This is a genomic window from Siphonobacter sp. BAB-5405, assembly GCF_002872335.1.
GTDB lineage: Bacteria > Bacteroidota > Bacteroidia > Cytophagales > Spirosomataceae > Siphonobacter.
The window spans coordinates 226,545-239,171 of record NZ_NJAG01000002.1 but is presented as its reverse complement, the minus strand read 5'-3'; the positions used below and the strand labels follow the sequence as shown (position 1 = coordinate 239,171).

Annotated in this window: 14 protein-coding genes and 1 tRNA gene; 5 read left to right on the top strand and 10 right to left on the bottom strand. The window is 50.1% G+C overall.

Annotation, left to right across the window (positions count from 1 at the left end; translation table 11 throughout):
* The first annotated feature begins 20 nt into the window (after positions 1-20).
* The 4 genes from BWI97_RS02105 to BWI97_RS02090 all read left to right on the top strand — a co-directional run bounded on the left by BWI97_RS02105 (position 21) and on the right by BWI97_RS02090 (position 3,067).
* Complete coding sequence (locus tag BWI97_RS02105) at positions 21-263, top strand: hypothetical protein (protein WP_094811989.1); 243 nt, start codon at positions 21-23, stop codon at positions 261-263.
* A gap of 36 nt (positions 264-299) precedes the next feature.
* Complete coding sequence (locus tag BWI97_RS02100; RefSeq protein ID WP_102199855.1) at positions 300-1,514, top strand: sterol desaturase family protein; 1,215 nt, start codon at positions 300-302, stop codon at positions 1,512-1,514.
* 73 nt (positions 1,515-1,587) lie between these two features.
* Positions 1,588-1,902, top strand: coding sequence for a phosphoribosylpyrophosphate synthetase (locus BWI97_RS02095; RefSeq protein ID WP_102199854.1), 315 nt, complete (start codon positions 1,588-1,590; stop codon positions 1,900-1,902).
* Position 1,903: 1 nt separating this feature from the next.
* Positions 1,904-3,067 carry a methionine aminotransferase gene (locus BWI97_RS02090; RefSeq protein ID WP_102199853.1) on the top strand — a complete coding sequence of 388 codons (1,164 nt, stop codon included), beginning with the start codon at positions 1,904-1,906 and terminating at the stop codon, positions 3,065-3,067.
* Between the two features lie 187 nt (positions 3,068-3,254).
* On the opposite strand, the gene BWI97_RS02085 is transcribed toward BWI97_RS02090, so the two are convergent.
* The 3 genes from BWI97_RS02085 to BWI97_RS02075 all read right to left on the bottom strand — a co-directional run bounded on the left by BWI97_RS02085 (position 3,255) and on the right by BWI97_RS02075 (position 5,030).
* Positions 3,255-3,869: a redoxin domain-containing protein gene (locus tag BWI97_RS02085; RefSeq protein WP_102199852.1), complete on the bottom strand. Its 615-nt coding sequence runs from the start codon at positions 3,867-3,869 to the stop codon at positions 3,255-3,257.
* Between the two features lie 27 nt (positions 3,870-3,896).
* Positions 3,897-3,967 (bottom strand) — tRNA-Cys (locus BWI97_RS02080).
* Positions 3,968-4,277: 310 nt separating this feature from the next.
* A complete protein-coding gene (locus tag BWI97_RS02075; RefSeq protein ID WP_369826524.1) occupies positions 4,278-5,030 on the bottom strand; it encodes a nucleoside phosphorylase in 753 nt (250 codons plus the stop codon).
* A gap of 244 nt (positions 5,031-5,274) precedes the next feature.
* Between BWI97_RS02075 and BWI97_RS02070 the strand changes: the two genes are divergently transcribed.
* On the top strand, positions 5,275-6,744 hold the full coding sequence (locus BWI97_RS02070) for a gluconokinase (RefSeq protein WP_102199851.1): 1,470 nt from the start codon (positions 5,275-5,277) through the stop codon (positions 6,742-6,744).
* Here BWI97_RS02070 and BWI97_RS02065 read toward each other — a convergent pair.
* The 7 genes from BWI97_RS02065 to BWI97_RS02040 form a co-directional block, all read right to left on the bottom strand.
* Positions 6,741-7,217 (bottom strand): GNAT family N-acetyltransferase, encoded by a 477-nt coding sequence (locus BWI97_RS02065; RefSeq protein WP_102199932.1) that lies wholly within the window; start codon positions 7,215-7,217, stop codon positions 6,741-6,743. The two genes, BWI97_RS02070 and BWI97_RS02065, sit on opposite strands and share 4 nt — an antisense overlap.
* 171 nt (positions 7,218-7,388) lie before the next feature.
* The gene (locus tag BWI97_RS02060; protein WP_102199850.1) at positions 7,389-9,653 is read right to left on the bottom strand and encodes a xanthine dehydrogenase family protein molybdopterin-binding subunit; all 2,265 of its coding nucleotides are present in this window, start codon (positions 9,651-9,653) and stop codon (positions 7,389-7,391) included.
* Entirely contained in the window at positions 9,650-10,639 is a 990-nt protein-coding gene (locus tag BWI97_RS02055; protein ID WP_094809928.1) for a xanthine dehydrogenase family protein subunit M, read from the bottom strand. Before BWI97_RS02055 ends, BWI97_RS02060 begins: the two co-directional genes overlap by 4 nt.
* On the bottom strand, positions 10,636-11,184 hold the full coding sequence (locus tag BWI97_RS02050) for a (2Fe-2S)-binding protein (RefSeq protein ID WP_369826522.1): 549 nt from the start codon (positions 11,182-11,184) through the stop codon (positions 10,636-10,638). The genes BWI97_RS02055 and BWI97_RS02050 overlap by 4 nt, the downstream gene beginning before the upstream one ends.
* A 153-nt stretch (positions 11,185-11,337) precedes the next feature.
* Positions 11,338-11,466, bottom strand: a complete 129-nt coding sequence (locus tag BWI97_RS28890) for a hypothetical protein (RefSeq protein ID WP_255157769.1) — start codon at positions 11,464-11,466, stop codon at positions 11,338-11,340.
* Positions 11,467-11,582: 116 nt separating this feature from the next.
* Positions 11,583-11,993 carry a response regulator gene (locus tag BWI97_RS02045; RefSeq protein WP_102199849.1) on the bottom strand — a complete coding sequence of 137 codons (411 nt, stop codon included), beginning with the start codon at positions 11,991-11,993 and terminating at the stop codon, positions 11,583-11,585.
* Between the two features lie 117 nt (positions 11,994-12,110).
* Positions 12,111-12,548: a response regulator gene (locus tag BWI97_RS02040; RefSeq protein ID WP_102199848.1), complete on the bottom strand. Its 438-nt coding sequence runs from the start codon at positions 12,546-12,548 to the stop codon at positions 12,111-12,113.
* Between the last annotated feature and the right edge of the window lie 79 nt (positions 12,549-12,627).

Sequence of the window (12,627 nt, the reverse complement as noted above, 5' to 3'; positions counted from 1 at the left end):
GTACTAATAACCTTACAGCCATGAATCAATCGATATTACGTATTCAAGTGATTGGCAATGCCAGTCAAAAACTCGTCTTCAACGTATTGAATGCCATCAATCGACGCAAGGGAAACCGCGTGCGACAGATGGATTTTGCTTACCGGGATAAATCCCAGCGAGGGTTCCTCAACGTAGAACTGCATGAACCGGAACACGTACTCATTCGTCGGATTTCGGCGGTAGAAGGCGTGGTTCGGGTGAACTCCGTAGCAGCTTTTTAAATTTATACTATAATCTTTTGCCTCCCTATGAATAGTATGGAGATCAACATTCTTGCCTTTGCCATTCCCCTGTTTGTCTTTTTTATTGGACTTGAGTATTACCTTTCCTTACGAATGGAGCGGAAGGTGCACCATTTTGCCGACTCCGTAACCAATATGGGTGTTGGGATTGCCGAGCGGCTGTCTGACCTGTACGTGAGTAGCCTGTTCTTTTACGTGTTTGATTTTATCCAGCGAAACTTTGGTCTGTTTACGATTCATGAAAACGCCTGGACCTTCATTCTGCTCTTTCTGGCGACGGACTTTCTCTGGTACTGGTACCACCGATTTGCCCACGAAATCAATCTGTTTTGGGGCGTTCACGTAGTACACCACCAGAGTGATGAATTTAATTATACCGTAGCTGCTCGGATTACGGTGTTTCAGGCATTGGTACGAGGGGCGTTCTGGTGCGTATTGCCGCTGTTGGGCTTCTCCGCCGAGATGATTACCGCTTTGCTGCTGATTCACGGAGCGTATCCCTTTTTCACGCATACGCGACTGGTCGGCAAACTGGGCTGGCTGGAGTATATTTTCGTAACCCCTTCGCACCACCGGGTTCACCACGCCAGTAATGAGCTATACCTCGATAAAAACTACGGGGACGTACTGATCATTTGGGATAAGCTCTTCGGTACGTTTATCGAGGAAACCGAAGAACCCGTGTATGGGCTAACGAAACCCTTGAAAAGCTATAGTTTCCTCTGGCAACATTTTCATTTTTTGCTGGAAATTGCCCTTTCGGTGAAAAAAACGCCCGGTTTTATCCCGAAATTGAAGGTCATTTTTGGTCGTCCCGCCAACTTTGATCCGCACGTACGGGGTGAGCTGGAGGCCATTTTCATTGCCCAGCATCCCGAAGTTGTGGTAAGTCATCGGATGCGGAGCTACATTCTTGGGCAACTGGTTGTCGTATCCCTACTGCTGTTTTTTCTGATTCTCTGGGACCAGTACTGGCCGTTCCCCTTACAAGTAGGTGGTGGGGTGTTTGTCCTACTGAGTCTGATTAATATCGGAGCGATTCTGGAAAAGAAAACCTGGGTGTTGTACCTGGAATACGCCCGCTTATGCAGTCTGATCCTGACCGCGTACGCCCTGACCAATAACCCCTGGTGGCTACTGACACTGAATCTGGCCAGTATTGTAATTCTCTTTACGTCGAATTACCTCCGCCGTCAGTACGTGCATTGGGTGTACAATGAAGCCAGATAACGGAGGTTCGAAAACAGGAACTCCGGGTAAAGTCTTAACTTGCCCGGAGTTCTTCATGTAACGTAAACCTACCATGGCACAACCTACCGAACAAACCCTCGTAGACGTACTCAATCGGCTAAAAAATCAGGGCTACACGTTGGATTTTAACCTGGAAACGGATACTCTGCACTGTCCGCAGGAACGTCTACGCCTGCAACCCGAAGACTTTGAAATTGTAGAAACGGTTCGTCTGGAAGGCATGTCCGATCCGGACGACAATCTCATTGTATACGCAATCGAATCACACGGCGGCCAGAAAGGTACGCTGATCAGTCCCTACGGCGTTTACGCGGAAGACAGCACCAGTGCCGAGCTAGCCGCTAAACTTGCGGTAAATAGATCCTAGTATGTCCCTTGTTTCTTCCCTGACAACCAAATTGCCGAAAGTCGGCACCACGATTTTTACGACCATGTCCCAGTTGGCCGCCGAACACGGTGCCCTGAATTTATCGCAGGGATTTCCGGGTTTCGACGGGTCACCCGCCTTACTGGCACTGGTTGAAAAGTATCTACGAAAAGGCTTCAATCAATACGCTCCCATGACGGGCGTACAGCCCCTCCGGGAGGCCCTGGCCCGTAAAACGGAAGTCCAGTACGGGCAAGGGTATCATCCGGAACGGGAAATCACCATCACGTCGGGAGCTACTGAGGCTCTGTTCGCAGCCATCACGGCGGTAGTACGGCCGGGTGATGAGGTACTGGTATTCGAACCGGCGTACGATAGTTACGTTCCTGCCATCGAACTCAATGGCGGAACGCCCGTCTTTGTCACCCTGGACGCTCCTGATTTTGCGGTCGACTGGGAAGAGGTACGTCGCAAGATCACTGACCGTACGCGACTGATCATCTTGAACACACCCCACAACCCGACGGGCTATGTCTGGACTCGTAATGACCTCGATCAGCTGGCTGCACTCATTCAGTACCGCGACATCTGGGTGGTTGCCGATGAAGTTTATGAACACATCACCTTCGATACTTATAAGCATGTATCGCTGGCTCAGCATCCGCAATTGCGGGAGCGTACGTTTGTGTGTGGGTCCTTCGGGAAAACTTTTCACGTAACGGGCTGGAAAGTAGGGTACTGCCTGGCTCCGGCTGAGCTGAGTACGGAGTTTCGTAAAGTGCATCAGTATTTGACCTTTAGTACGGTGACACCCATCCAGTACGCCCTGGCCGAGTACCTGAATGAACCCGAGCACTACGAATCCGTGGCAGCTTTTTATCAGCAGAAGCGGGACTTTTTCCTGCGGCAACTGGCCGGATCAACGTTTCAATGGAAACCTTCGCAGGGAACGTTTTTCCAGAATTTATCTTACCAAACCGAAGTGCCGGACTATGAACTGGCGGTGCGGCTGACCAAAGAAATTGGCGTAGCTTCCATTCCGACGTCCGTGTTTTTTCATCAGAAAAACGACCATAAGCTGCTGCGATTCTGCTTTGCCAAAGACGAAGAAACCTTAGAAAAAGCCGCTGAACGCCTGTGCCAGTGGCCCGGCTTTGTGAGCTGATTTGATACCTTTTAAAAATACAGCGGTCTGTAGCACACGGACCGCTTTTTTCATTCATAAGGGTACTATTCTCTGAGGAAGGTAGGCCCAAAAACTAAAAATGCCTCCGGAAAATCCAGCGGCATTTTTCACCTTGATTGCATACACACTTACTTAAACTCTTGCCCCAAAGGGACTATATCGAATCCTAACGATTGTCGTACAGGGCCGTCAGTAACGCACGGCTGTTGCAGGTATTCGTCAGATTTTCATCAATGAAATCAAACACGATTTGCCGCTGCCGATTAATGACGTACACGGCTGGGATATAGGCGTCATCGGAAATGCCCGACACGCGTTCCCACAGCGGATGGGAGTCTGAATACACCCCAAAACTCCGGGCAATCTGATTATACCGATCATAGGCCAGATTAAAATCCAGATCCTTCGTGTCGGCGAGTTGCTGGAGCATCGGAGCGGGCTCGTTGGATAAGACGAGCAGATCGCCACCCAAACCCCGAATATTTTGATGCAAAGTCTGCAAAAAGCTCAAATGCGAAGTCGCATAGGCATTCCAGCAGGGGCAATAAAAACTCAACACCAGCGGACGTTGCTGTACTAACTCTCCCAGGGTCAGTTCGGATTGCGTTTGAAACCGGTCGGCGAGGGTCGCGTTCCAAACACCGGAGCTGGCTTTCAGCTGAAAAGAAGGAGCCGTATGACCCTGGTTTAAAGGAAGAACCCGTTCCGGACGGCGATGGGGTAGTGGCTTTACTTGTACCGCAGTAATTACACCTGATTCATCTTCAATTTCGTACAGCATGTCTCGTGGGGATTAAGCTTTAGGTAGTGGCTGCGGCGGGAGTCGAACCCGCGTCGGAGGCTTTGCAGGCCTCTGCCTCTCCACTCGACCACACAGCCCGTATTGGATAATTGGTCTGAAAACGTTTAAAGAGTTTGAGGTTTGATAGGATTAAAGTTTGGTAAAGGGTCTTTGATTACGGCTACAAAGATATATTATAATTTATACTCTATAGAATAAGTAGACTAATATTTTTTTAAAAAAAGTGCCTTGTATTGATTTTCAGGATGTTTCGTCTCCTTAAATTTTTTAAAGCGTTGGAAAATTAGCTTTACCAGGCATGACGAAAGAATAAATAGCCGCTGGTAAAAAGTCAAATAACTCCCTGCTCATAGAAAGTAGAAGGGAGTTATTTCGGGCTGGCATGGCTTAGGCTACTAACCAGTCTAAGGTATCACGAATCAGTTTCTGGACAATCTTCTCCGGTTCCGAAGCAAATTCATTACTGACCCGGTTGGCAACAATGGCACTGAGCGAGAGCATTTCGTGGCCCAGAAGTTTACCAAAGAGGTAATACGCCGCCGTTTCCATTTCGAAGTTGGTAATGCGGTTACCATTCCAGCTGAATTGCTGGAGTAAGGAAATAGAGTTAGGTACCTGCGGGGAAAGACGCAGGGCTCGTCCCTGCGGAGCGTAAAAACCGGGACAGGTCAGCGTAATGCCCGTATACAGATTCGGAATGAGTCGCGACGTGATGCCGTTGAGCAGGGGAGTAGAGGCTTCTACCGCATAGGGTTGCAACCGTAGCTGGAGGGTCTGTCGAATTTCCGCACAAAATTCCGGAGCCCACAAGGACTCATCCGTAGCATAAAAGTCGAGCAGTCCATCCAGACCCACCCCCGCAGAAGAGGCCACCACCGAGCCCAGCGGGATGTCCTGTTGCAAACTGCCCGAGGTACCAATACGGATAATTTTGAGCGGATTCAAACCCGACAGGGGTTCCCGGCGTTTTAAATCAATATTACGGACCGCGTCAAGTTCCGTCATGACAATTTCCACATTATCGGCACCGATGCCGGAGGAAACGACGGTAAATCGCTTCTTGCCAATGGAGCCCGTGTGCGTGACAAATTCTCGATGCTGTTTTTTTACTTCAATTCGGTCAAAGAACTGGGAAATCATACTTACGCGGTCGGATCGCCTACCACAAGCACGGTATCGGCTACATCTTCGGGCAACAACCGAAGGTGATAAATACTCCCGTCGGCGTTGAGAATTAATTCGGAGGCTGGGTAGGTCATGGCTTTAAGAACTAAATGAAACTGCTAAGTTTGGAAAAAATACGTGGGAATCATTGATTTCAAATACTTACAAAGACGTTGGCGATGCCCGGTAAAACGTTAAAACCGCTTAAAAGATAAAAAAGTTGGAATACTGGATTGGAGTAGACATCGGAACCACCAATACAAAAGTAGTGGCTTTCACCGAAGGGGGTGAAGTGAAGGGTCATCATAGTGTGGGCTACGAAATGATTCACCCGCAACCGGATTACAGCGAACTGGATGCCGAAGTCATTTATCAGGCGGTGCATACGTGTCTGCAGACCGTTCTCCATGCCTTAGATGCTCCCGTACGTACCATCACGTTTTGCTCGGCCATGCATAGTGTGCTGGCCGTTGATGAAGCAGGCCAGCCGCTTAGCAACCTGATCATCTGGGCGGATAATCGGGCTACGGAAGAGGCTGAATCGCTGATTGGTACACCCCTGGGAAAAGAATTGTTTCAGGCTTGTGGGACACCCCTGCATCCCATGGTGCCGCTCTGTAAACTGATGTGGTTGCAGAAGTACGAACCCGAACTGGTACACAAGGCTTATAAATTCGTCGGAATTAAAGAATTAATCTGGTACCGATTGACGGGCGAATGGGTGGTGGATTATTCGATCGCTTCGGCAACGGCCATGTTTGATTTGCGGGAGTTAAAATGGAATGAACAGGCACTGAAAACGGCGGGTATTCCGGCGGAAAAACTCTCTGCGACCGTCTCTCCCTATCACAGTTTTCCTGTTTCGGATCCCCTGAAACAACAGTTACAGATCACCAGTGATGCAGTAGTAACGGAGCAGACCAAACTGATCATTGGAGCGTCCGATGGCTGTGTGGCAAACCTGGGTACCGGAGCGGTGGTACCGGGTCGGGTGGCCGTAACCATCGGTACGAGCGGGGCGGTACGGGTGAGTGCCCGGCAACCCCTGCTGGACGAACACATGCGAACCTTTTGTTATCTACTCGATACGGAAACCTTTATCATTGGGGGAGGTACGAATTCAGGAGGCGTCATTTTTCAGTGGCTGGGCGAAACCCTTTTTCCCGATAAATCGGAAGAAGAACTCAGTACGCTGGCGGCTGAAAGTCCAACTGGAGCCAATGATTTACTCTTCTTGCCGTACCTGCTCGGTGAACGGGCTCCCATCTGGAATGTACACGCCAAGGGCGGCTTTCACGGATTGACCTTACAGCATACCGCTTCGCATCTGGTTCGGGCGGTACTCGAAGGTATTTGTCTGCACACGTATTCCATCGTCAAAATCCTGGAAGACCGCGAACAGATTACCGAAATCTACGCGTCCGGCGGCTTTGCCAAAAGCCCTTTCTGGGTACAACTGCTGGCGGATGTATGCGGTAAACCCGTATGTCTGCCCGAAACCGTAGAAGCCGGTGCCTGGGGTGCCGCATTGATGGGGATGAAAGCCGAGCAGGTTATTGACGATTACCAGGAGCGGATGAATAGCCTGAAAATTCGGAAGACTTTTAATCCAGACCTGAATCATACCGCCCAGTACCAGCGTATTTTTGAACGGTTTATGAAGTTGTACGAAGCCACAAAAGCGATTTAACGCAAGGACTTTTCCAGATACACGGCTTCCGGTAAGGGGTTGTAGACATACGGGGCCGTCGACACAAAGCCGAGTTGTTCGTACAGTCGCAGGGCGGCGGTCAGACTCTGTAAGCTGTCGAGTTTCATAGTCGTATAACCCGCTTCGCGAGCGAAAGCAATAATGGCTTCAGCCAGTTGCCGGCCCAAACCCGTGTTCCGCTGCGAGGGCGATACGTACAGGCGTTTCATCTCACAAACGCCCGCTTCTTTCAAAGGTTTTACGGCTACGCAACCGACTACCCGTTGACTTTCGTCTTCGGCCAGTAATACACAGCCCCGGGGTGGACCGTACACCTGAGCCAGCGTTTGTAATTCCTGTTCAAAATTCTGGAAGGATAAATTAATGCCGAGTGCGTCGGCGTACTCCTGGAAGATAAACCGGATTTGATCCAGATCAGCCGCAGAAAAATCCGTTTGACGAAGTGTAATCATGCGACAAAAATCCCGCATTCAAACGGAAAATAAAAATGCATAGGTCGTTCAAACGTATAGAAACGAAGTCGCAGGCTGGAAATAATTTCTAAACGTTCAGCCTGACCCAACAAAAAGTCCCGCAGGATCCTGCGGGACTTTTTGTTACTCAGAATCTGATCCTAAACCAGATTATAAAGGCACTGCCGAATCTTCGTGCTCCACAATCAGCTTATCCAGCGTAATCGGCAGCACGTGTACGCGTTTGCCCGTGGCGTGGAAGACCGCATTAGCAATCGCCGGAGCTACCCCTACGATCCCGATTTCACCCAGGCCTTTTGTACCCATCGGGTTCACAATATCGTCCTGTTCTTCGACGAAAATGACTTCAAATTCTTCGGGGATGTCGGCGTTAACCGGAATGTGGTATTCCGCGTAATTGTGGTTCATGAAACGACCGAAGTTGGAATCCACTTCACTCGTTTCCTCCAGAGCCTTACTTAGTCCCCAAACCATCCCGCCGAGAATCTGACTGCGGGCCGTTTTCGGATTCAGAATCCGACCTCCCGCAATCGCACTCACCATGCGACTCACCCTAACGGTACCGAAATCTTCATCCACGCGTACTTCCACAAATACGGCAGAGTGTACGTTACGGGCATAGGGCATTTGCTTAATCATATTCGGAATGGCCGTAGCCGTGTCTTCCAAATAATTTTCGCCCGCCAGTTTCATCAGATCGCTCATAGAAATACTGATCTGAGGATCGGATTTGAGCTGAATTTTCCCATCGCCAAATACAAGTTCTTCCGCCGGTACATCGGCCAGGGGAGCGTAACTGGTTTTGCTCAGCAGTCGGATCAGCTTTTCGCGAATGTTTTCGCAGGCAATGCGTACCGCGTTTCCAACCGATGCTGCCGTTGCGGAACCTCCTTCGAGGTACGCCAGTGGGAGGGAAGAGTCACCCAGCTTAAAGGTCACCTGTTCGATGGGAAGGCCTACCGTTTCAGCGGCAATCTGCGTCATGATGGTATAGGTACCCGTACCAATATCGGACGTACCACTGCTGACGGTCAACTTCCCATCCGCGGACAGAAAGGCCTTCGCCCGGCAGGGTACAAACATGGAATCCCACATCCCCGTCGCCATACCCCAGCCAATCAGCGTGTTGCCATCCCGCATCGAACGCGGCTCCGGGTTTCGCTGGGACCAGCCAAAGCGGTCGGCTCCTTGCTGGTAACAGGCTTTGAGTTCCTTACTGGAATAGGGTTTTCCCTTGTTGGCGTCTTCTTCCGTGTAGTTTTTCAGGCGTAAGGCCACGGGGTCCATGTTGAGCTTATGGGCCAGCTCGTCCATCGCACATTCAATTGCGTACACGCCCGTCGCTGCTCCCGGAGCCCGCATGTCCAATGGTGTATACGCATCCAGTTTAACCAGCTGGTAATCGTAGGCCACGTTGTCACATTTGTACATGGCTCCCGACCAGTCCACAATTGTTTCGGTGTAATTTTCAAAACGGGACGTTTCCGAAATGGCCTCGTGACGCATGGCCTGTAAAGTGCCATCCTCGGTCGCGGCCAGGGACATTTTCTGTAAGGTAGCCGGACGGTGGCCAAAGGAGAACATTTGCTGCCGGGTCAGCGTCACGCGAACCGAACGCTTGAGTTCTAACGCGGCCAGTACCGCCATGAAAAGCTGATACTGGGGCCGTAAACCCGAACCGAAGGCACCGCCCACAAAGGGTGAAAGAATACGAACCCGTTTTTTCGACAAGCCGAAAATACCCGCAACGTAACTCTGACTATTGAAAACACCCTGGGTTTTGTCGTAGATGGTGAGGTGATCGTCTTCGTCGTAAATAACCGTCGAGGCGTGCATTTCCATCGGATTGTGGTGCTCCGCTCCGTGGTAGTACTCCGAGTTGAAGTGAATGGGGGCTTTGGCGAATTCTTTCGCGAAGTTTCCCCGATTTTTCGGCTTCTTGTAACCCTGCTTTCCTTTGCCCGGATCAAAAGCTTTGTCGAGGTGAGCCCGCAATTCGGCTTCGATGGGTTTTTCGGAATGTTCGTATTCCACGTGCACTAGCGAAGCCGCGTACCGGGCCAGTTCAAAACTTTCAGCAACGACCAGTGCGATCGGTTGCTGACTAAATTTGATTTCTGAATTGTGCAGCGGTCGAAAGGGCGAACCCGGTGGGGAGTCCTGGTCTTTGTAGCTCTTGTCAAACCAGGCCAGTCCCGATACATTTTCGTGAGTGAACACCTGAATCACGCCTTCGAGAGCCAGGGCTTTCGACGTGTCGATTGTGGCGATCGTTCCTTTGGCAATGGCACTGGATACAACGACCCCGTAGGCTAAGCCGGGTACCTGAAATTCGCCGGCGTACTTGGCCTGTCCGGTTACTTTCGCCCGGCCATCCACGCGGGAGGTAGGCTTTCCGATATATTGCGTATTCATGACTTGTGCTCGTTTTGCGTAGCTTCCAGCAAGGCCCGTACAATGGCTCGCTTCGCCAGTTCAATTTTAAAGGTGTTGTGACCAAAACCCTGGGCATTCGCCAGAATACTTTCGGCTACCTGCTGAAAATTCTCCCGCGTCGCCTGTTTGCCTTTCAGCAGGGTTTCGGCCTGCGTATCCCGCCAGGGTTTGTGAGCGACGCCGCCCAGGGCCAGCCGTACATCCGTGATGGTGGTACCGTCAAGTTCCAGAGCTGCCGCTACAGAAACCAGAGCAAACGCATACGACTGGCGGTCGCGAATCTTAACGTAGGTATAATGGTCCGCGAAGCCTTTCGCGGGCAATTCAATGGCCGTAATCAGTTCGTCGGCTTGCAGGGTATTGTCCAGGTGCGGCGTATCGCCGGGTAGACGGTGAAACTCCAGAAAAGGAATACTTCGTTCGCCGCGTTTACTCTTGACGTGTACCGTTGCATCAAGAGCGGCCAGAGCCACGCACATGTCCGAAGGATGAGTAGCAATGCAGGATTCACTATGACCTAAAATGGCGTGAATCCGGTTGAATCCATTGATAGCCGAACAGCCCGAACCCGGTTCCCGCTTGTTGCAAGGAGTAGCGGTATCGTAGAAATAATAGCAACGGGTTCGCTGCATCAGGTTGCCGCCGTCGGTAGCCATGTTCCGTAATTGCGGAGAAGCCCCGGCCAGAATGGCCTGAGCCAGCAGCGGGTAACGTTGCTCCACGAGGGGATGGTACGCCGTGTCGGCATTACGCATCAAAGCTCCCATACGGATGCCGCCCGACTCGGTTTCTTCAATTTCCTGCAAAGGCAGGTGATTAATATCGATCAGGTGCTGTGGATGCGTTACGTTTTCCTTCATCAGGTCGATGAGGTTGGTACCGCCCGCCACAAAATCAGCTCCGTCAACCTTTTCTTCTACGGCTGTATCAAGTCCGTAGGCACGGGTATATGAGAAAGGATTCATGCGTGTTTCCCCCTTTCATTCATTACCTGATCAATGGCATCTACAATGTTGGAATAAGCTCCGCAACGGCAGAGATTACCGCTCATCAATTCCCGAATATCCGCTCTGGACTGAGCTTTGCCTTCGTTCATCAAGCCAATGGCCGAACAAATCTGTCCGGGCGTGCAGTACCCACACTGGAATGCGTCGTGTTCAACAAAGGCTTCCTGCAATGGATGGAGTTCTTCGCCTTTGGCCAGCCCTTCGATGGTCGTAATTTCATTTCCTTCCTGCATCACGGCCAGCGTCAGGCAGGAGTTAATGCGTTTACCGTTCACGAGTACCGTGCAGGCTCCGCACTGACCGTGATCGCAGCCTTTTTTGGTACCCGTCAGGTCCATGTGCTCCCGCAGGGCGTCCAGTAGGGTAGTCCACGGGGCCAGCGGGAGTTTTTTTTCTACACCGTTAATTTTTAAGGTAATGAGGCTCGTTGGCGAAACGCTGGGTGCAGCCACCCCAGGGGATGAAACACCCGGTAGCATTTCGGTTTCTAAAATCGCAGACATACGTTCAAGATGTTTGGATGGATGAATTCCGATGAGGACGGTCGGAAGCGTTTTTGTCCAAACCCTTAAAATTGATGTGCCAGCTAATGAATAATTTAAAGAATCCGAAAGAACCTGAAGCCAGGAATACGTGAAGTAAAAACTACCCTAACATTACTTGGAAGAAATCGGCTGTTTGAATTTTTTTGAAGGGCGTGGAACGTCCTGATCAATGATTCGCAGCGTGTTGATCAGGGAAAACAACACCAGAATTACGAGCAGGATAACGATGAAGAGTAACATGGCAGTGTCTTGTAAATTTGTACTATAGAAATAAAAAACTGTACCATTCAAGATTATACGTCAAAAAAAAAAGCCCAGACCCTCGTCTGAGCTTTCTATAGCCATGTGCTGTAAGATTAGGGTAATCGGGCCGTTAGCGACCAGAAGTCAAAAACCAGGCTCCAGACGTTCTTAAAATCCTGATAACTCTGCGGTTTTTCCAGGAATGAACTGGCTCCATTAAAATAAGCCTTGTTTACAATGTGCGGATCATCGCTGGAAGACATCATAACGATGGGCAGATGTTTCCATTTTGGAGATGCTTTCAACGTCATCACCAGTTCCAGTCCATTCATGCGGGGTAGCTCGTAATCCAGTAGCAGCAAGGCCGGTTTTACTGGCGAGCTTTCCAGGAGTTCGAGGGCCTGCACGCCATCTTCCGCAAAAAGAATATTACAGGTCTGGTTACTTTTCTGGTAACTCCATTCCAGTAAAAAACGATGATCTGGATTATCTTCTACAACCAGAAAAAGCGGCTTAGGCTTCATACCTGATTTATAATTTATGGTCAGCTTCACTAACTTCCTAGCAAAAATCTACGCGTTGAATGTCTGTGATAGTCAGAACACTTAACGAATCAAGGTAGCAAGATAGTATAAAATCAGTTATGACACACCTTGCGGTACGGGATAGGTAGGCAATTTGGCCGTATTCGTCCAGAAGCCATACAGGGCATCCCAGAGGGAGGAGAGTGTACGATAATTATCGGGTTTGACCAGATACGAATTCGCTCCCATGGAATAAGCGTCGTGAATCAGCCGGGGACTGTTGGAAGTCGTCAGCATAACTACGGGCATACCTTTCCAGCGAGCCGAAGATTTGAGTTTTTGAAGCAATTCCAGACCGTTCATGCCCGGCATGTTAATATCGACCAGCATGACGGAAGGGCGTACCGGCGATTGTTCGAGTAATTTCAACGCTTCACGTCCGTCTTCAGCAAAAACCAGATCACATTGATACGATCCTTCCTGATAAGCCAGATTCAATAAATCGCGATCATCGGCGTCATCATCAACGATTAAAAAAAGCGGTTTTGTAGCCATTGGAAATAGGAATGTGTGACCAGTACTTCCAGGCTGTAAGGGTCACGGGTGGATACCAATTGATGCTACTCGAGAACTG